Annotated in this window: 17 protein-coding genes; 7 read left to right on the top strand and 10 right to left on the bottom strand. The window is 45.6% G+C overall.

The features are described 5' to 3' along the window. Positions 1–175 precede the first annotated feature (175 nt). Both HW988_RS03750 and HW988_RS03755 read right to left on the bottom strand, forming a co-directional pair. A complete protein-coding gene (locus HW988_RS03750) occupies positions 176–1,642 on the bottom strand; it encodes a class I SAM-dependent methyltransferase (RefSeq protein WP_181606291.1) in 1,467 nt (488 codons plus the stop codon). 184 nt (positions 1,643–1,826) lie between these two features. Next, positions 1,827–2,933 carry a fatty acid desaturase gene (locus HW988_RS03755; RefSeq protein ID WP_181606292.1) on the bottom strand — a complete coding sequence of 369 codons (1,107 nt, stop codon included), beginning with the start codon at positions 2,931–2,933 and terminating at the stop codon, positions 1,827–1,829. A gap of 241 nt (positions 2,934–3,174) precedes the next feature. On the opposite strand from HW988_RS03755, the gene HW988_RS03760 reads away from it, so the two are divergent. Together HW988_RS03760 and recO are read left to right on the top strand one after the other, a co-directional pair. After that, complete coding sequence (locus HW988_RS03760) at positions 3,175–4,164, top strand: hypothetical protein (RefSeq protein ID WP_181606293.1); 990 nt, start codon at positions 3,175–3,177, stop codon at positions 4,162–4,164. Positions 4,165–4,173: 9 nt separating this feature from the next. Continuing rightward, complete coding sequence (gene recO, locus HW988_RS03765; RefSeq protein WP_181606294.1) at positions 4,174–4,773, top strand: DNA repair protein RecO; 600 nt, start codon at positions 4,174–4,176, stop codon at positions 4,771–4,773. Positions 4,774–4,777: 4 nt separating this feature from the next. Here recO and HW988_RS03770 read toward each other — a convergent pair whose 3' ends face one another. Next, positions 4,778–5,668: a tyrosine-type recombinase/integrase gene (locus HW988_RS03770; protein WP_181606295.1), complete on the bottom strand. Its 891-nt coding sequence runs from the start codon at positions 5,666–5,668 to the stop codon at positions 4,778–4,780. Positions 5,669–5,854: 186 nt separating this feature from the next. On the opposite strand from HW988_RS03770, the gene HW988_RS03775 reads away from it, so the two are divergent. Both HW988_RS03775 and HW988_RS03780 read left to right on the top strand, forming a co-directional pair. After that, complete coding sequence (locus HW988_RS03775) at positions 5,855–6,910, top strand: sigma-54-dependent Fis family transcriptional regulator (protein ID WP_142699100.1); 1,056 nt, start codon at positions 5,855–5,857, stop codon at positions 6,908–6,910. Positions 6,911–7,188: 278 nt separating this feature from the next. Further along, positions 7,189–7,824 (top strand): hypothetical protein, encoded by a 636-nt coding sequence (locus HW988_RS03780; protein WP_181606296.1) that lies wholly within the window; start codon positions 7,189–7,191, stop codon positions 7,822–7,824. Here the strand turns inward: HW988_RS03780 and HW988_RS03785 are convergent, their stop codons facing one another. The 3 genes from HW988_RS03785 to HW988_RS03795 all read right to left on the bottom strand — a co-directional run bounded on the left by HW988_RS03785 (position 7,825) and on the right by HW988_RS03795 (position 10,772). Next, entirely contained in the window at positions 7,825–8,973 is a 1,149-nt protein-coding gene (locus tag HW988_RS03785; protein WP_181606297.1) for an aminotransferase class V-fold PLP-dependent enzyme, read from the bottom strand. Between the two features lie 67 nt (positions 8,974–9,040). Then, positions 9,041–9,610: a hypothetical protein gene (locus HW988_RS03790; RefSeq protein WP_181606298.1), complete on the bottom strand. Its 570-nt coding sequence runs from the start codon at positions 9,608–9,610 to the stop codon at positions 9,041–9,043. A 328-nt stretch (positions 9,611–9,938) separates the two neighbouring features. Further along, positions 9,939–10,772, bottom strand: coding sequence for a flagellin (locus HW988_RS03795; RefSeq protein WP_181606299.1), 834 nt, complete (start codon positions 10,770–10,772; stop codon positions 9,939–9,941). A gap of 577 nt (positions 10,773–11,349) precedes the next feature. On the opposite strand from HW988_RS03795, the gene HW988_RS03800 reads away from it, so the two are divergent. Beyond that, entirely contained in the window at positions 11,350–14,022 is a 2,673-nt protein-coding gene (locus HW988_RS03800) for an HAD-IC family P-type ATPase (protein ID WP_181606300.1), read from the top strand. On the opposite strand, the gene HW988_RS19100 is transcribed toward HW988_RS03800, so the two are convergent. Next, on the bottom strand, positions 14,019–14,183 hold the full coding sequence (locus tag HW988_RS19100; protein ID WP_255490193.1) for a hypothetical protein: 165 nt from the start codon (positions 14,181–14,183) through the stop codon (positions 14,019–14,021). The genes HW988_RS03800 and HW988_RS19100 overlap by 4 nt on opposite strands. A gap of 158 nt (positions 14,184–14,341) precedes the next feature. Here HW988_RS19100 and clpB point away from each other — a divergent pair, with 158 nt between their 5' ends. Further along, positions 14,342–16,924: an ATP-dependent chaperone ClpB gene (clpB, locus tag HW988_RS03810; RefSeq protein ID WP_255490194.1), complete on the top strand. Its 2,583-nt coding sequence runs from the start codon at positions 14,342–14,344 to the stop codon at positions 16,922–16,924. A 415-nt stretch (positions 16,925–17,339) separates the two neighbouring features. Here clpB and HW988_RS03820 read toward each other — a convergent pair whose 3' ends face one another. From HW988_RS03820 to HW988_RS03830, 3 genes are read right to left on the bottom strand one after another with little or no spacing between them, the layout of a single operon-like run. Continuing rightward, positions 17,340–17,513: a DUF1328 domain-containing protein gene (locus HW988_RS03820; protein ID WP_181606302.1), complete on the bottom strand. Its 174-nt coding sequence runs from the start codon at positions 17,511–17,513 to the stop codon at positions 17,340–17,342. 56 nt (positions 17,514–17,569) lie between these two features. After that, a complete protein-coding gene (locus HW988_RS03825; RefSeq protein WP_181606303.1) occupies positions 17,570–18,541 on the bottom strand; it encodes a sigma-54-dependent Fis family transcriptional regulator in 972 nt (323 codons plus the stop codon). A gap of 12 nt (positions 18,542–18,553) precedes the next feature. After that, positions 18,554–19,060 (bottom strand): hypothetical protein, encoded by a 507-nt coding sequence (locus tag HW988_RS03830; protein WP_181606304.1) that lies wholly within the window; start codon positions 19,058–19,060, stop codon positions 18,554–18,556. Between the two features lie 142 nt (positions 19,061–19,202). Between HW988_RS03830 and HW988_RS03835 the strand changes: the two genes are divergently transcribed. Beyond that, positions 19,203–19,802: a riboflavin synthase gene (locus HW988_RS03835; RefSeq protein ID WP_181606305.1), complete on the top strand. Its 600-nt coding sequence runs from the start codon at positions 19,203–19,205 to the stop codon at positions 19,800–19,802. The last annotated feature ends 2 nt before the right edge of the window (positions 19,803–19,804 follow it).

Genomic DNA, 19,804 nt, shown 5'->3' on the forward strand with positions numbered 1-19,804 from the left:
GCATGATTCTCCTCACCTTTTTGGAGGAGCAAGATGGTTGCCAGAACCTAGTGTGTATTTTCAGTAACTTATGCTCTAAAGAAATGTCTCATTTTGAGACTCAAACGACAGGTGACGTAAAGTGTTCAGTCATCGACAGATTCAGAACACCTTACGCTCACAACGCGATTATTTTTTACTTTTGAATGATGATGAAAAGATTCACACCAAGAGGTTCTTTTTCAACCCACATTTTGCTACCCAGTCCATCAAACACGCGCATCAAATCTGCCTCGGTACGATAGATCAAATGCCAATCCAAGAACAGCTCCAGGAACGGACCGTATTTATAGTTATCAGCACAGAAATTTCCGATGATAATCTTGCCACCTGGTTTTACGGCATCCAACATTCTTTCAGCTGTACGACGTGCGATAGGCTCGGTGAAATAGTCAAACAGACCTGCAGTATAGATCATGTCATAGTCTTTTTCTGGAAAGCCCTGGGCGATAATATTTCGAATTGCCAAATTGCTAAATCTGAAATTAAAGCCAGATTGAATTTTGCGATCAATCGTGTGTAGTTGACGGTGAGCATGTTTCAACGATTCTTCGTCCTGATCCACGCACATGAACTCTGCATTTCGTCCTGCAAATGGTCCCGCGTTTTGCAAAAAGATTTGCTGTTCTTTCGCAGGCCCACTGGCAATAGACATCAATTTCAAATGTTGATCAGGCTTCGTCGATTGGAATAGTTCCTTAATTTTTTTCGCCAGATACTGACCGCGATTGCGAACCGCTGTCCCTGAAGCGTCTTCGACAAAGTATTTATGAATACATTGATCGTAAAGTGTTTTACCCACCACCTCATCGCGATAAAGCTGATTCATCATCTCATAGTCACCAGCATAGCCGCGAGGCTTGTGATATGCACGGTGAGCAAATGGAGCACCCCATAGAAAAGGTCCCATTTGCTCGCGAGCAAAGGTCATCGCCCATTTTAGTTCAAACTGATTCATACCCGTTAAAAGAGTCGGGATAAGCGGGTAGGACGGGCTCAGTGCCGCATTCATATATTTCGCGAATGATTCAGCCACGGCCTTGCGGAATTCCAGTTCTTTGTGGAAGTCGTTCAGTGGCTTTTGTTCTTCGATGCGATCGATCTTGGGTTTTAATGTCGCCAAGAAATCGCGAAGCTCATAGACAAAGACTTTGAAAGCCACCGGCAATTGCGCGACTCCACGGGCATAGGCGCTTTGCTCTTCCATAGCGATATGAGCGGCCTCGTGGGCTTTTATCAGCTCGATATTTAGTGGTTCGTTCATGATGTCCAGGCCGATGATGATCTCGCCATTTTGGCCGTCTGCCAGACGCTCCGATTGGGCCCAGCGAACATGCATTTTTTGCAGTGGAATTTCTTTAAACAGAACATCACATTCAGTGGTGATGTTGGCTTTGAAGTATTGTTGAACCTGAGGCAGCTCTTCTGGCTTCACCATCACCGAACAGCCAAAGATACTGACGTCGTGAACAGGGGCTTTGTAGCCGCCAAAAGACAAGAAACAGGATTGAGGAGTTACAGCGCTGCGATCCTGTCTGATCGAACGCATCTGCGCCTTTTTCTCTACGCTAAAACCTTCTTGTTTTAATGCTTTTTCGCCCATGAATGTTCCTCCTCGAAATAACAATATTTTCTTATCGGGAGGATTTTTCGGATGTTAAATAAAAATCCGATTAGTTCGACTCCAGCTTGTACAGTCTGGACATAAATCTATGCATGTTTTGTAGGGGGGATAAAAAAAAGCCCGCTCTAGAGCGGGCTTTTTGAAGATTTGTAATCAAAATTTCTTAAACAGATCTAAGGTGCAGCTTCCACAACTTCATTCCCATTTGGAATTCCAGGTGAGCTACTTCCAATTCGCGTTTCAATTCCGCGAGCTTGTGGTCGTAAGCCTCTTTCAATTCTTCACGTTTACGAACTGCATCTGCTTTAAATTGTTCATAGTCTTCACGAAGTTTTTTGATTTTTGCCTGAGCTTCGATGATTTTTTCTTTCATCGCAACCAATTGCTCATCAGCGAAACCAACCTTTTTAAGTTCAGTCGACTCTGCCTGCAAGCGGGCTTTCAAAATCTCAACATTTGAAATTTGGCGAAGTTTGTAAGCTAGGCCCATATAGTTCAAAGTGTTGATGACCCATTTTGTCGGATCCCAGTGATACCATTTGATACCGTTGCGGTAATCGATTTGGAATTTATGGTGGAAGTTATGGTAACCTTCGCCATGAGTCAGAACCGCTACGAACCAAGAATCACGCGCCGAGATTTCTTTGGAATAAGTTTGTTTGCCCAATGTATGGCACAAAGAATTCACAAAGAAAGTTGATTGCTGAGTAAGGAAAATTCTTAGGCCACCGGCGATAACCAAGCCGCCCAACCAAGAACCCATTGCAGCACCAATCAAAGTTGGGACCACAAAGCCAGTAGCGATCGCTACATAGCCATAGTATTTATGCTGAAAGTTGATCATCCAGTCTTTTTCAAGATCTGGAGCTTGGATTTTTTGGTCTACAGAGTCCTTAAAGAACATCCAGCCCATATGTGCGTACCAGAAACCTTCATTGATGTTGTAAGGATCCTTTTCGCCATCGATATGCGTATGGTGACGACGGTGATCAGAAGACCATTTCAATGCAGAGCCTTGGAATGCAGAAGCACCAATTAGCAAAAAGATCGCCTTAGCCACTGGATGTGCATCATAGCTTTTGTGTGAAAATAAACGGTGATAACCTGCAGTGATGCTTAAATTTGTAGCAGCTGCGAAAACAAGCGCAAAAAGTGCGATTCCCAACTCAAAGCCGTGCATATAGAAGTAAATCGGCATGAGGATGAACGTGATCAGCGGGTTTAGCGTCAGAAAAAGCGCCACTGGCCATTCAATTCTTTTCTTTGTCATTTGTACCTCTCACTAAAAATCTAACAGACGGGCAATCTTTTCGATACATAATTCACCCCTGCGCCAATAAGTGTCGCGTCCTGAAGCACCATTTAGGACGGGGTTGGAGCGGCTTGTTAAACTTGTACTCCGCTACGTTCGATGTCAGGGGAGATGAAAGATAATTATTTTTCGTAAACAACGTGGGAAAACAGACCTTTGTCCCAAAGTCATTTGGCAAAATAGATGTTAGCGTCATGATATGTACATCGATGTTGTTCGACCGGAAACCTGGGATGAGCTCAATGACTCTTTAAAAACGCAAATGGGATTGCCAGATCCTTTGCGGGCTCGTGCCTATAAAGGCTTGGCCCATGCCGTGTTCGAGATCACTCAAGGCAGTGCTCAATTTCTTGCGCATAAAAAAGCGATCGGATTTATCAAAGGTCAAACACCTGCCTTTGAAAACCTGCTGCCGTACTATTACAAAGAAACTTACGAAGTAAATATTCTGTCGCACCTGCAATTGCAGGATGTGAAAACGTGGGCTGACGGATTAAAAAAAGAAACCAACTTCGTGGTTTTTGCAGAGGATCATCCTGTCACGGGGGAAACATATCCCTTCGTGGATGAACTCGATAGAATTCTGAACGAAAAACGCATCTATTCTTTCCGTATCTCTCATTTCAAACATTTTCACGAAAAGACAGAGGCCTTGCGCCCCTATTCGGTTCGTCTTTGTTCCTACACTGGAAATCTATCACTCGCGATTTTGGGTGAAAGATTCCGCTGTCCTCCGATGATGGTGCAAAACATGGACTGGAACCACGCGGATGTTTTGCAAGAAGCGCTTCTGGCAAGTGAAGGACGAAAATTGAATCCGAATTTGATTGGCTCTTTTGAAGGTTCTTTTCAGGATATCGCCAAGCCTTACTTTAATTCTGAACAGACACGTCTGTATGATCGTGCGGTCCTTATCTTTAAAAACACCAGTGCCGAAGCATTGGCGGAAAAGGTCTTTGCAAAACTGGGAATCTCAGTTGAAGAAGGCTGGTTGCAATTGGACAGCACCAATATGTGTCACTGGTCGGGTGTAAAAATGTTCTCGCATTGGTGGGAGCCATCTCCGTCCAATGAAACGCTGCGAGGTTTGCTGATCGTGAGCCCGATAATTCTGGAGAATCCTCAATTTGCGACCTTCCTTCGCGAAAGTTATCAAGAACTGCTTGAAGAGCAGACTTGGACCGTCTAAACATGGGGAATGTCCCAAGCTAAAGATAAATTTATAATTTTGCGCAAAATGAAGTACGGCGAGTCCGACTTGATTTTGCACGCAATTTCTCCTCAGGGAGAGAAGTTATCTTTCATTGCTCGCGGCGCTTTAAAAAGTAAAAAGCGTTTCGGCGGCGGGATTCTGGAACCCACGCACTTTGTCTCCTTCACTTACAAAGAGAGTTCGGACGAGGGGAAGCTGCACACGTTGCAGGAAGCTTCCTTAATCAATGATTTCCCCGGTATTCGCCAAGACTACGATCATCTGGAATTTGCTCTGCATGTTTTAGATTGCGTGGGCAAGGTTTCGCAAGAAGGGGATAAGCATTCCGATTTTCTGTTCAATCTTTTAGGTCACACCTTAAAGTCGATTGAAATCGCGCAAGACGTTTTAGTGTTAAAGATGCATTTCTATCTGCGCTTCTTGCTTCAACAAGGTGTGATTCAACCAGAACCGTGGATGGGCCCGTTCCTAAAAACAAATCTTGCAGAAACCAATACGCTGGTGATCCATCGCCAAGTCGTCGACGAAGAATTAAATAACGTCGAAAATATGGTAAGACATTATATTGCTCACGCAGTAATCTAAAAGGTTATTTGCCTTTGCCTAATGGGTGAAGTGCTTCCATTGTTCGCGCTAGTTGATCGATTCCAAGGTGAGTGTACTTTTCTGTCGCCTGCAAGCTTTCGTGGCCGAGCATTTCCTGCAGCGTGCGCAAGTTTGCTCCGCTGGATAACAGATGAGTGGCGAAACTGTGTCTTAAGGCATGGGGATGCAGTGGCTTTAGAAGTCCTGCGCGTTGGCCGCTTTGGCGAACCATCTCATAGGCAGTTCTTTGCACCAGAGGTGCATCACCGAAAACATAGTCGCTGAAACCTGATTCCTTTTTCCATTTCTGCAGGGCTTGAACGGTCAGGTTTGGTAAAGCGACAACTCGTTCTTTGTTTCCCTTACCCATCACGCGCAAAGTTTTCTGCTGAAGCTGAACAGAATCCCAACGTAAAGTGCACGCTTCACTGATCCGCAAACCTCCGCCATAAAGCAGAAGGAACAGGACCTTTTCTCGTAAGGGAACCTGGTGTTTTCCATCGAAGGCATGCAGGACCGCCAAGGCTTCATCGACGCTGATGAAGTGGGGCAGTTTCCGCGGCACCTTAGGGCAAGTGACCTGCAGGGACAGATCTCTCTCTAAAAGGCTCTCAATCACATAGGCCCAATGGAAGAAGCTTTTCAAAGTAGCAGCTTTTCGGTTCCTGGAAGCCAGAGAAAGGGGAGCCCAGCGGTTGAAAGCAGCCCTCACCGCAGCCATCAATTCAGCCTCAGTATATGAGTTTTTATTCGATTGTGAGGATTTGTCTAATTCGAAAGCCTGCTGCAAATCCAGGGTGTAGTGCTTGATTGTAAGGGGTGAGGCTGACTTAATAAAAGTCATGTATTTCAGATATTTATCTATGTTTTGAGAGAGCTGAAAAGCCTTGCTCATAAGCACCCTAAAGTATCGGCTCCGGGCATGGTTAATAAAAAAATTCTAACGCCATGCATTTTTTTTATTGAAAAAGGTACAGGACTAAGGTTATAACTCAATGCGTCGGAAGCGTCTCACACTGAGTCATTCAAAGTGAGACAGCATCCAAAACTCTTATGAAGAACGTTACCGAAAGGTGGAGCCATGAACGATAACAATTCTACGATCCTGCCCTCTTCTCAGAATGCTAACCAAGTTATGTGGAATACAAACACAACTTCCAAAGTGATGGAAAACAAGACCATTGTCTACACTTCCGAAGTTATGGGCAACCTGATGAAAATGATTGATCGCGTAGCTCCATCAGGCGCAAACATCCTGGTTCTTGGTGAGTCAGGGACAGGTAAAGAGTTGATCGCTCGCTCTATCCACGATCGTTCAAGCCGCAAAAACAAACCGTTTGTTGCAATCAACTGCGGTGCTCTTCGTGAGACCTTGCTTGAGTCTGAACTATTCGGTCACGAAAAAGGTTCTTTCACTGGCGCTTACAACCGTAAAATCGGTTTGGCTGAAGCGGCTAACGGCGGGACATTGTTCCTGGACGAAATCGGTGAATTGGATCCAGCTATCCAAGCTAAGCTTTTGCGCTTCATTCAAGAAGGCGAAATGTTCCGCGTAGGTGGCAAAGACCCTATCAAAGTAGATATCCGTTTGATCTGTGCTACGAACCGTGAGTTGGACCAAGAAGTTGTTCGCGGTAACTTCCGTGAAGACTTGTTCTATCGTATCAACACGATCGTAGTAAGTGCTCCACCACTTCGTCGTCGTAAGGAAGATATCCCTTCATTGGTAAATCACTTCCTTAACAACTCTCAACACGCATACTTGAACCGTGGTCGTACGGTTTCTGACGATGCGATGAAAATTTTGATGAAGTACGAGTGGCCAGGTAACATCCGTGAACTTCAAAACGTATGTGAGCGTCTTCAGATTTTGTCTGATGGTCACATGATCATGTTGAACGATCTTCCAGAGAACATCAGAAACCCTGAGACTCAAAAAGACGTGATCGAATACGATCCAAACATGACTTTGCACGATCTTGAAAAACGTTACATCTTGAAGGCTCTTCAGCACTTCGGTGGTAACAAAACTCAAGCTGCTAATAACTTGGGTATCACGATCAAGACTCTTTATAACAAACTTCACGAGTACGGCGAGTTCGAAAAATTCGCAGTTCACACGAAGCCAGCTAAGTAGTCGACCTATGCTCCGGCACTGTCGGAGCGGCTCTTCGAAAATTGACTAACGTTCTAAGGCCCTGTGGGGGTTCCTCTCTCTTCCCCTCACAGGGCTTTTTTATTTCCTGGAACCTCATGATTCAACTGCGCTTCTTGGAGCGGCGGGGATTGTCTCTGTTTAATACGTTTACACCTGAGCCTGTGTTTATTTCAATTTGAGGGTGGTCTGGATCGTGCTTTGTTAGTTGGTGTTGAAAAACTAACTTTTGCCCATCATTGGGCGTACGAGGCGGAATTATGAAATCATTTAAAGTTTTTATCGCAACAGCAGTAGTCACTTTGAGTGCTTCAGTAGGCTTAGCGACTATGTCTCAAAGACCTGATCAAGTTAATGTGTGTGTTCAGTCTCTGATGAACTTCCGTTTAAATCAGGTGGATCAATCACAAGCGTATATTTCTTGTAACTCTGGAACACGTGAAGACGGTGCTGCTTTCGCAACTTGTATGGCGAACATGAACTATGTCGGTTTGCCAATGGGTATCGCTCAAGCGCAAAGTCCTAAATCAATCACCGCTACTGAGGTTTGTGCTAGCAGCAGATCTTCTCAACAAGAATCAGATTTCTTGAACTGCGTGTACGATGCGAAAAAATCGATGTCGGCTGAAGAATCAGCTCGTCGTTGTGCTTTGGTGGTGCCGGGTATCTATAAACAACAAAGCCAGTTAACTAATGGCGATATCTTCGTTCCAATGAGTGAAGAGGCGGCTCGCCAACAAGCGATCCAAGAACTTACGGCTCGCGAAAATGGCACTTACACTAGCGGTCGTCAGGAATACCGCCGTCAAGCGCCAGCTCCGGTTCACCAATACCAACCTTCTGCACAAACAGAAGATACTACTGGTTCAATGTCTGACCTTCCAGAAGTTGAATAGTTAGATTTTCGCGACCGCCGCGATAATGTCGGCGGCATCGTGATAAAGCCCAAAACCAAATCTTAAACGTGAGCCCCGGGAGTCCGTATAAAGACCCCGGGTTTTCATTTTTTTAACCAGCTCGGAAGTCGCTTCTGTCGACGGTAGGTCGAAAGTTAAAAAGTGACCATGGTTTTTTAATTCAGAAACCAGCAAGCTTCCGCGATTCACCAAAGGATGTTTTACCTTTTCCAGTTCTTCTAAAAATAACTGCTGATTTTGTTGAACGATCTGATGAATCTTTGTAACCGTCAGGCCTTCGTCTTTGAATTTCTCAAGTGTGGCGATCAAGCGGTACATGGCCGTAAAGTCCATAGTGCTTCCCGCATATTGAAGGGCATCCACCGGATAACCAACCTCATCGCCAATGGCTGAAAGTTTTGAAAGCTCCGCAAACCAGCCGGTGTACATTGGGCGGTGACGAGTCGCCGGCGGAACATACAAGAAGCAACACCCTTCGCCACCCTGAGCATATTTATAAGATCCACCCAGATAGAAAACTTTGTCCTGAATCGGTTTTATATTTAACGGGACCGCCATAAAGGAATGGTAGCCATCAATTATGAACGGGCAGTCAGACGGAGCATCTTTCGCCAGGCGCTCCACATCACAAACCAATCCTGAATTAAAGAACACATGACTTAAAAAAATCAAGTTCCAGTCAGCAGCTTCCATAGCCTGCTCAAAGCGCTCGTGAAAAGTATCAAAGGGTTGTGTCGGTACTTTTACCACTTCAAATTGGGGCAACTCGGATAGGCGGTTGATTTGACGATCAAAAGAATAAAACTCCGAATCTGTCGTTAGCACGCGAATTTTATTTCCCCAATCCAAGGAACTCAACAGGCGAAAAACAAACTCATGAGTGTTCGGGGCAAAGACGATTTGTTCAGGGTGGGAAAGATTCAGAACTTCCGAAATCAGTTTTTGCGCTTGAGGCACCTTCACTGAAAAGATGTGCTCCCATTTTCCATCGACATATTTGGTCGTATCGTCCCAGTATTGCAGTTGGGCTTCGCGGGTGACATCCGGCCAGTAGTGATGACTATGGCAGGCAAAGTGAAGTTGGGCAGGGTTCGCTTTCAGGAATCTTTGATACAGATGTTTGTACATCAGGCGATGATAATAAAAAAGGGAGTCGTTGACTCCCTTTTTTTAATCGCACTATGCAATTTTAAGATTAGAAGTAACCTTCGTCGTCGCCTTCTTCATCTTCTTCGTCTTCGTCGTCGTCATCATTAGACTTTTCTTGCATGTCGTCTTCAGATTCTTCGTCTTCCATGTCTTCGAAAGAGTCGTCAGAAGCTTCAGCTTCTTCTTCGTCGTTCCATTCGTCATCAGAAGATACAGATTCTTCTTCGATATCAACGATTGCATCCATTTCAGTTTCGTCGTCGAAATCAGAAGCGATTTCCACTGGCGCTACTGCTGCTTTTACTTCTTTTTCAGCTTTAGGTGCTTTTGGAGCCTTAGGCGCAGCGGCTTTTTTTGGAGCTGCTTTTTTCGCTGCAGGTTTTTTAGCGGCTTTTTTAGGAGCGGCTTTCTTTGCAGCAGCTTTTTTAGGAGCAGCCTTTTTAGGAGCAGCCTTTTTAGCTGGCTTAGCGGCTTTCTTAGTTACTTTTTTAGCGGCTTTTTTAGGAGCTGCTTTTTTCGCAGGTTTTGCAGCTTTTTTAACTGCTTTTTTTGCTGGCTTTGCAGCCTTTTTAGTTACTTTTTTTGCAGGTTTTGCTTTTGCTTTTTTCTTTGCCATGGCGTTGCTCCCTCGAGGTAGTCGTATGTAAAAATCCAATGCCCTCATAGACTAACGAGGTTTGGCAGGTGAGGCAATTCAAAATAGAATTTCAACATTTAGTCTGGTTCAGAGGGGAAACGCCTTTCATTACCGAAATAAAAGGGCGAACAAAAGTTTTTACTCAAGGGACTCACTTCATTGAAGTCAAGAGCGATTGAGCCGGGTGAGAGCAAGATGCTAAGGGTGTCTAAGTATTTGATTTTAATGCGCAAAATAAAAAACCCGGCAAGTTTCCTTACCGGGTTCAAGTTCTTTAAGTAACTTCGTTCAGTCCGTTGAGCCGAAATTAACCGATTAGTTTCAAAGCCAATTGGTTAGTTTGGTTCGCTTGAGCCAAAGTTGAAGTACCAGCTTGCAACAAGATGTTGTTACGAGTCATCTCTGAAGAAGCTTGAGCAACGTCTGTGTCACGGATACGTGAGTTAGCTGCAGACATGTTCTCAACTGTTACACCCAAGTTGTCTACTGTTGAAGTCAAACGATTTTGAAGGGCACCCAAGTTAGCGCGTGTACCATTCACTGAAGTTTGAGCGTCATCAAGTTTGTTCAAAGACTCTTGAGCACCTTCTTTAGAAGAGAAGTCGATACCAGCAAGACCCAAAGAATCCAAAGTAGCTACGTTTTCTTGCGCTTTGAAGGAGATACGATCTTCTTCTGCGTTGTTATGGATACCTACTTGGAAATCGAAGCTTGGTGAAGAACCATCCAACAATTTCGTAGTACCCCAAGTTGTAACGTTAGCGATACGTTGCATTTCGTCTTTAAGCTGAACAACCTCTTTATTCAACATGCCACGCTCTTTGTCACCGATAGTGTCAGAAGAAGCCTGGATACCTAGCTCACGTAGACGTACGATGATGTTACCGATTTCATTCAAGCCACCCTCAGCAGTTTGAACCATAGAGATACCATCGTTCGCATTGCGTTGTGCTTGATTAGCAGAGCGGATCTGAGCTTTGAAGCTTTCAGAAATCGCCAAACCTGCAGCATCGTCAGCAGCTTTATTGATACGTGAACCAGAAGCCAATTTCGCCATTGAATCGTTGATAGTTCTTTGTGAACCAACCAAGTTTCTTTGAGCGTTAATAGCAGCCATGTTTGTTGTTACTCTCATTCCCATTTTAAATTCCTCCGTTAATATTTGTTTTTCATATTCATAACCTTCCTTGATTGTTGTTTTGGGATTGCAGAACCTACTCTGCTTTCCCGGCACTGACATCCGAGTCTGTGCTTTAGCCTTTTAGCCTTTGGGACCATGCTGTGCTTTATGTTCATTCAGGTTTCTCAACCTCTTGTTCCAGCGCACAGCTTTGAACAATCTGTTGTTCATTATTATTTCATCCTTGAAGGCCCTCCTTTCGGTATTAGCAAGAGAGTGACCTTCTCTCTTGACTCCTTCTGAGTGAATCTTTGATGTGATTAAGATCGGGATTTGTAGGGTTGTCTTGACAGGACGAGAGGCGGGTTTTGTCTTTTTTAAACAATACTAGTCGAAGGCCGGATCCTGGATTCCCGACGTAGGATTGTCCTGAATCACTAAGATACAATACTTTCAGAGGGAAAACGGGCGTTTTCCTCGACTAAGATAATGTCAAAGTTTCCATTGCGACGATGGTTGGAAGTGGCTGTGATAATAAACATCGCCGAGTGTTAACAATCCTACTGTCACGTGAACGAAAACATCCAACAATTTATAAATGCAAATTGAAAAAAGTCGCGAGCCCTATCGAAGTTCAATCGTGGAAATTGCTAAAACGGAGCCCTCACCCGAACAAGGACTGTCGTCATCAGAGGCAAGTTTGCGACTGCAGAAGTATGGACTCAATGTGTTTCCGACAAAGAAACCCAAGCCTCTTTGGCAGATATTCTTAGGACAGTTTTTGAGTCCTCTTATTTACATTCTTCTGGTAGCGGGAATCATTGCCATTCTTATTGGTGATGCCAGAGATGCTATTTTTATCGCCGTTATTTTACTAATAAACTCAATTATTGGGACGACTCAGGAGAAGAGTGCACAGAACAGTGCTTTAGCCTTACGTCGCATGGCTGAAACTAAATCATTGGTATTAAGAGATGGGGAGAAGCGAGAAATTCCGTCACTGGAAATTGTGGTTGGAGACGTTGTGCTATTGGAATCTGGAAATAAGGTGCCTGCAGATTTGCGACTTCTGGCGACTCACGCCTTGGAAGTCGATGAGTCCTTGCTTACGGGAGAGTCTCTGACGGTTTTTAAATATGCGGAATCAATTTCTGAGGAACATGCTTCCTTAGGTGATCGAAAAAATATGGCTTTTACGGGCTCTTTGGTAGTTCGAGGTCGGGGGAAGGGCTTGGTGACGGCTGTCAGTATTCAGACGGAGTTGGGAAAAATTGCCAATTCCCTGAATATAGAAGAGTCCGCGGGAACACCGCTTTTGATTCGTATGGAAAAACTCACTCAGAATATCGCTATTTCATTGCTGGTGGTGACGGCTGTCATGGCGGGGCTTCTTTTTTGGAGGGGACACAATTACTATGATGTATTGGTATTCAGTGTAGCATTGGCTGTTTCAGCGATTCCCGAAGGTCTTCCCGTCGCTTTGACAGTGGCTTTAGCTGTCGCCAGTCGTCGCATGGCCAAGAAAAATGTAATCGTCAGAAAACTTCCTGCGGTTGAAGCGCTGGGCTCGTGTAACTATATTGCGACCGACAAAACTGGAACTCTGACGGTGAATCAGCTGACAGTACAAAAGATTGTAACGCCCGACGGGAAAGAGCACGTCATTGAGGGGAGCGGTCTAGATCCCGGCAACGTACACGTCGTTGACAGCCAGTTGGCCTCGCTCATTCGGTGCGGAGTTTTGTGCAATGAGGCTCAGCTTTTTCAACAGGAAGGCGTTTGGATGGGCCACGGAGATTCTGTCGATCTGGCCTTCTTAGTTCTGGGGCGAAAGGGGCAGATCAGTGCGGTCTCTGATGATTTACTGATCGATGATATTCCGTTCGAGCCAGAGCACCAATACGCGGCGACGTTGCATGCCGGAGTCGAACAAAATCCGCTAATATCTGCGAAGGGTGCCGTTGAAAAATTGCTTCCGATGTGTGATCGAATGTACGTGAACGGCCATAAACACCATCTTTCTTCCGAGCAGATTTTAAAGCAGGCTGATCGGATGGCCGAGGCGGGATATCGAGTTTTAGCCTTGGCAGGAAAGTCTGTCTCCGGGGCGGTAAAAGAAATTCAAAAGCCGCTCACAGGACTGACTTTTTATGGGCTTGTCGGAATGATCGATCCCTTGCGCCCAGACGCTGCTCAGGCGGTTCGTCACTGTCAACGTGTGGGTATTCGTGTTGCTATGGTGACAGGAGATCATCCCAAGACCTCACTTGCGATTGCTAGACAGTTGGACCTAGCTCACTCGATCGACGATGTGGTAACGGGCCCTGCATTGAAAAAATGCAAAGGCGGAGTTGAACTCATTAAGTTGATTTCCTTGGCGAAAGTGTTTGCGCGTGTTGAACCACAACAGAAGTTACAGATCGTTCAAAGTTTAATTGCGCAAGGCTATTTTGTTGCCGTCACCGGTGATGGTGCTAACGATGCGCCAGCGTTGAAAGCGGCGAATGTGGGGGTGGCGATGGGTCTTAGCGGAACCGATGTTGCCAAGGAAGCAGCCGACCTGATTGTGACCGATGACAAGTTTTCATCCATAGTCGCAGGAGTCGAGCAGGGACGCATTGTTTATAATAATCTTCGCAAGGTCGTTTATCTTTTAATTTCCACAGCTGCCGCCGAAATGCTGATCTTTGTGTTAAGTATTATATTCGATACCCCAATGCCCCTGACAGCAGCGCAAATTTTGTGGCTAAATCTTGTAACTAATGGAATTCAAGACATTGGATTGTCCTTTGAGCCCGGTGAGGGGGATGAGCTGGACCATCGTCCACGCAGGCCCAATGAGCCGATATTTGATCGCTTGATGTTAGAACGAGTGATTTTATCGGCCGTCGTCATTGGGGGGATGGGTTATTGGTATTTCCACCAGCTTTTGCAGAGTGGAATTGGCATCGACATGGCTCGCAATGATCTATTGCTCTTCTTAGTGTTGTTCGAAAATTTGATGCTGGGAAATTGCCGTTCAGAAGAAAAATCGATTTTTAAACTCAACCCTCTTCGTAATCCATTTTTATTGGGCGGAGCGGTTCTCGCGCAAGGCATTCATATTGCTGCGATGTACACTCCAGGTTTAAGTGACCTGCTTGGGGTGGGAGCGGTTCCAGTTCAGGAATGGGTTCGAATGCTGATGATGGCTATATCTGTTTTGGCGGTCATTGAGATTCATAAGCTCATAAAAATTCGGGGCCTGAAGGCTCGACTGGCCACCGGCTAAACGATTTCGATAAAACGGCAGAAAGCCATGTTTCCTGCCAATTCATACTGGTGATTTTGAACGGCTTTAAGGTGATGGCGGGTGTCGTACCCAATGGTACAAGTTTTTTCGCCATCAAAATGGGTGCAGTCTTCGCATGAAAAGCGAGTGTCATACTTCATAAAGTCGCTAGGATTGACTCTGTCCTTATGCATCGAGGGACGGATGCGGGGCTGAGATTTTCCCTTTCCTTTAGGATTAACAATACCAGGCATTTTATCGATTCCTTAGAGTTGACAATGGCGAAATAGACCTCATCCTTTAAGCAGATGGAGGTGATATGAGCAATGATATTGAAAAAATGACGCGAAAAAGCCAAGAGGCAATGCAGGCCGCTGCAAAGCTGGCTGAACGCAAGTCAAACCCATCTGTTGAGCCTGAACATCTCTTGTTAGAGCTGGTACAGCAAAGTGAGGGGATCATCCCTCGTCTTCTAGACAAACTAAACGTCGCTCAAGCGGACTTCTTGAGTGAACTTCGTAAAAAAGTCGATCGCTTTCCGACTGTCACGGGTGGCGGGCAAAAACAGTTTGCCAGTCCACGCCTGGAGAAAATTTTCCGCGGGGCGGAGGTTGAGGCAGACGAGTGGGGCGATGCCTATATTTCAACAGAACACTTCTTTTTAGCGATGCTAAAAGGAACTGATGGAGAGTTGAATGCATTCTTTAAAAAGTTCAACCTGACCTCAGATAAAGTTAAAAACTCTTTAAGAGAAATGCGTGGCAATCAAAAAGTCACTGATGACGATCCAGAAAACAAGTACGAGGTTTTGACCAAGTACGCCCGTGATCTGACGGCTTTAGCCGCCGAAGGGAAACTAGACCCTGTGGTTGGTCGTGACGAAGAGATTCGTCGCGTGGTGCAGGTGTTGTCCCGTCGTACAAAAAACAATCCTGTTTTGATCGGGGAGCCGGGTGTGGGTAAGACAGCAATTGCCGAAGGTTTGGCGATTCGGATCTTGAAGCACGATGTGCCGGATAATTTGATTGGTAAAAAATTGATGTCCTTGGATATGGGAGCGTTGATCGCAGGTGCAAAATACCGCGGTGAATTTGAGGATCGTTTGAAAGCGGTCATCAAAGAAGTCACGTCCAGCGAAGGTCAGATTATTCTATTCATCGACGAACTTCATACACTTGTTGGTGCTGGTAAGACGGATGGGGCAATGGATGCTGGTCAATTGTTAAAACCAGCTTTGGCCCGTGGCGAACTTCGCTGTATCGGTGCCACTACGCTGGATGAGTATCGCAAGTACATCGAAAAGGATGCGGCCCTTGAGCGTCGTTTCCAAACGGTCATGGTCGAAGAACCCAGCGAGGAAGATGCGATCACGATTCTTCGTGGCTTGAAAGAAAAGTACGAAGTGCATCATGGGATTCGAATCACTGACTCGGCGTTGGTGTCGGCGGTGAAACTTTCTCGTCGTTACATCACCAATCGTTTCTTGCCGGACAAGGCGATCGACTTGATCGACGAAGCGGCAAGTAAGTTGGGTATCGAGACTCGCTCTGTCCCTGAAGAAGTGGATAAAATCGAGCGTGAGTTGATGCAGCTGCGAATTGAAAAAGAAGCTTTGAAAAAAGAAAAAGAAGAAGGTGCGAAGGAACGCATCACCGTGATCGATAAAGAGATCGCAGGTCTGAGCGCCAAGAACCAGCTTTTGCGCGAGCAATGGGAATTTGAAAAGGGTGGTATCACTCAGATCAAAAAACTCAAAGCGGACATTGAAGACCTTAAGGTCGCAATTTCCAAAGCCGAGCGTGAAGGCGATTTAGGCAAAGCCGCCGAGCTAAAATACGGAAAACTTCCAGAGACCGAGAACAAACTCAAAGCCATGGAAGAACGTAGCAAAGAGCAAAATGGCAACGAAAGCCGCATGCTAAAAGAAGAAGTGGGTCCTGAAGACGTGGCAGAAGTTGTCGCGAAATGGACGGGTGTTCCGGTTAGCAAAATGCTTGAAAGTGAAAGCCAAAAACTTTTGCACATGGAAAACGAGCTTAAAAAACGCGTTGTTGGTCAGGATCATGCATTGACGGTGGTGGCAGATGCCATTCGCAGAGCCCGTGCCGAGATCTCCGATCCGAATCGTCCCATTGGAACCTTCATGTTCCTGGGGCCAACGGGTGTCGGTAAAACTGAAACCGTTAAGGCCTTGGCTGAATTCATGTTCGATGATGAGCAAGCAGTTGTTCGTATCGACATGAGTGAATACATGGAAAAACACGCCGTGTCTCGTTTGGTGGGAGCACCTCCGGGATATGTGGGCTACGAAGAGGGTGGTCAATTGACTGAAGCCGTTCGTCGCAGACCTTACAGCGTCGTTTTGTTGGACGAGGTCGAGAAGGCTCATCCGGATGTATTCAATATACTGTTGCAGGTTTTGGACGACGGTCGATTGACAGATGGTCAAGGTCGCACGGTGGATTTTAAAAACACTGTTTTGATCATGACTTCGAATGTGGGTTCGCAATCGATTTTAGATCCAAAAATGAACGACGATGCAAAACAAAAAGCGGTGACAGAAGCCTTGCGTGAACATTTCCGCCCAGAGTTTTTGAATCGTATCGATGAAGTTGTGATCTATCACTCTTTGGGGCAGGAGCAAATTGCGGGCATTGTGCAGGTGCAGTTGGATCTGGTTGCTCAAAGATTGAAAGGCAAAAAGATCGGTATCTCTTTCAGCAAAGAAGCTGTGGAGTTCCTGGCTCGGAAAGGCTACGACCCGATTTATGGGGCTCGTCCTTTAAAGCGTGTGATCCAAACAGAGTTGTTAAATCCACTCTCAAAACAGATCATCAGTGGCGGTGTAAAAGCAGGTGACACAGTCGAAGTGAAAGCGGATTCCAATCATTTGACATTCTAAATGTTGGCACGACTTTGGCTAACTCCTCGGATAGGCAGGCAATGATGCTTGCCTATCTTATAGGAGTCCTACAATGGGAACTGACAAATTCAACAAGCAAAATTCTTCTTCCTCTTCAACAGACAGATCTGGCAACAGAGCTGAAGACCAAAGAAGAGAATCTTCTAACAGCTCTAACCGCAATGAGAATCTGAACAAGTCTTCTCAAAAACCTTCCCAAAACTCTACGGACAGAAATTCTTCTGGAAGAAGATAGTCTGGAAAAATAGTGACCTAAATATGTAAGGTTGAGATGGGGCTTCTAGAATGGAAGCCCTTCTTTTTTTGCAGAAGCGCAGATTTTAAGTGATAAGGGAGTCAAAGTGCCCCGGGGAAACTTTCCCTATATTCGGGGCAATTTGACCCTCGGGATTTCTTACCTTGGTCCTCTTCGGCCAATCATATTGACGAAGAAGCTGATTACAGCCAGTACCAAGAACACAATCAACAGCAGTCTTCCGACCTCCATTGATAATCCCGCCACGCCATTGGCGCCTAAAACGAACGCTACGATGGCTAAAATGAAAAATGCGATTGCAGCCCGTAACATGCAGACCTCCTCAGTGGTGTTACTAGCATTTGCTTAAGCAAAGCAGATGCCAACTATCACAAAGTGTGGTGTCGTTTCCCAAGTTTGCGATAAAGAGTCTTGCGGTCGATGCCTAAATCGCGGGCGGTCTTTTCTTTCGCACCGTTGTTAAGCGACAAAGCGTATTCGATATAGAGTCGATTCATGTCGTCGATGGATAGAATTTTGGAAGGACATTCGTTTACTTTATCTCTTAAAAAACCGATCGTGTTTCGTTTTTGTTGAGTCAGCGACATGGCTTGTGGATGCAGATCTTCAACGTCGATATGAGAATTCAGAGCCAGGACCACCGCACGTTCAATTCGGTTTTCCAGTTCACGCACATTTCCCTGCCACGACTCTTTCAGTAAATAGTCATTCGCCGCCGGTGTCAGGCCGAATATTGTCTTCGCGTTGATGGTCGAAAACTTTCTAATGAAATGTGTGGCAAGGGGCAGAATATCTTCGCGACGTTCACGCAGCGAAGGCACATTGATGCTGATGACGTTTAAACGAAAGAAAAGATCTTCGCGAAATTTTTTAGTGTGTACGGCCCGGTTTAAATTTTCATGGGTGGCGGCAATCACACGAATGTTGATAGGGCGAAGGTTGTTTTCTCCCAGACGTTTGATTTTTCGTTCCTGCAAAACTCGCAACAACTTTGCTTGCAAACTGATATCCAAATCAGCGATCTCGTCTAAAAACAGAGTGCCGCCTTCGGCTTCTTCCAGCAATCCCGTCTTGCTGTTGTGCGCGCCCGTGAAAGCTCCGCGAGCATAACCGAAAAGTTCTGATTCTAATAAATTGTCAGGGATGGCTGCGCAATTCAGCGCGACGAAGCTTCGCGAATTTCGCGGGCTTTGGGAGTGAATAAATTTGGCAATGACTTCTTTGCCGGTGCCGCTTTCCCCTGTAATCAGAACATTGGAGCAGCTTTCAGCAACTTTGCGAGCTAACGACAGGGCAGAAATAAAAGCGGGACTTTCTGCTATGATGTCTCCGCTTTCCATTTTGGTCTCCCCCTATAAAGCGCCCCCGCCAGAAAGAACAATAAAGTACTGAACTTCCTCGTCTGGCATTTTGAATCCATATTTGTCTCGGCGGGTATCATAGTACTTCGTCACTTGGGCGCCGCCACCAATTCGTATTGGACCCATGGCAAAAATCAAACCGGCTTTTCCGAAATAACCACTGGCATCTTCGTTGGCAAATCGCAAACCGGGACCGGCAAAGACCTCAACACCGAACTTTGGAGAGGAGTAAAAACCCGTCCCAAAAATTGCCGCCGTGTCTAAACCGTAAGTTGTGTTAATGCTGGAGCCGAATTGAGTGAAAATGGAATTGCGCCAATTCAGCCAGTCTTTCAAATACCAATTTAGCCCCAGATCGATTTCCGTATAGCTGTTTCCATTATAGGTTCCGATCCCGCCACTGAGGTCATAGGACAGGTTTTGACTAGAGCTTTGTGCCCGGGCTGAGTTCGAATAAAGGCCGCCAAGAATCAATAAAACACCAATTAGTTTTTTCATAAATTCATCTTCTGAATCCGACTCAGCCAGGTCAATGAATTTACGGGCAGTTCGGGCTTTCAACACAATGAAAATAGGGTGGCTTTCCTTGCCAATCTCCCTGTGAAAGTGTAGTTTCCAGCCCATTCAAGCAGAGGCCCTTATGTTTTCTGGAATCGTCGAATCCGTTATGCCAATTGAAAGCTCGGAAGAGCTTCAAAATGCCTATCGCATTAAAATTAAAAAACCTTCTGAATTCAATGATTTAAAGCTCGGCGATAGCATCGCTTGCGATGGTGTTTGCCTGACGGTGGAAGCCTTTGACGAGAATCAAATGACTTTCGCTCTGGCAGCGGAAACCATCAAGGTTCTTGATTGGAACCCAAACAGCTGGATCGGCAAAAAGGTCAATTTAGAGAGATCTTTGCGATTTGGTGACCGAATTCATGGTCATTTGGTGACGGGCCACGTTGATAGTTTGGGCTCCGTGACAAGATCCGAGCTTATCGGCGAATCCTTCTTTTTGGACGTAAAGGTTCAGGACACAATCCTGCCTTACGTTTGGAAAAAGGGGAGCATCACGCTGAATGGCGTAAGTCTCACGGTTAACGAGCTTGATAAAAATACGGTCTCTGTCTGTCTGATTCCGGAAACCCTCAAACGCACAAATTTGGGCGATATGAAGGTTGGTAGCAAAATCAATGTGGAGCCGGATTATATGGCGCGCGCGATTCAACGTTCTTTGGAAGTAAAAAAGGATTAACT

It is taken from the genome of Bdellovibrio sp. KM01 (assembly GCF_013752535.1).
GTDB lineage: Bacteria > Bdellovibrionota > Bdellovibrionia > Bdellovibrionales > Bdellovibrionaceae > Bdellovibrio.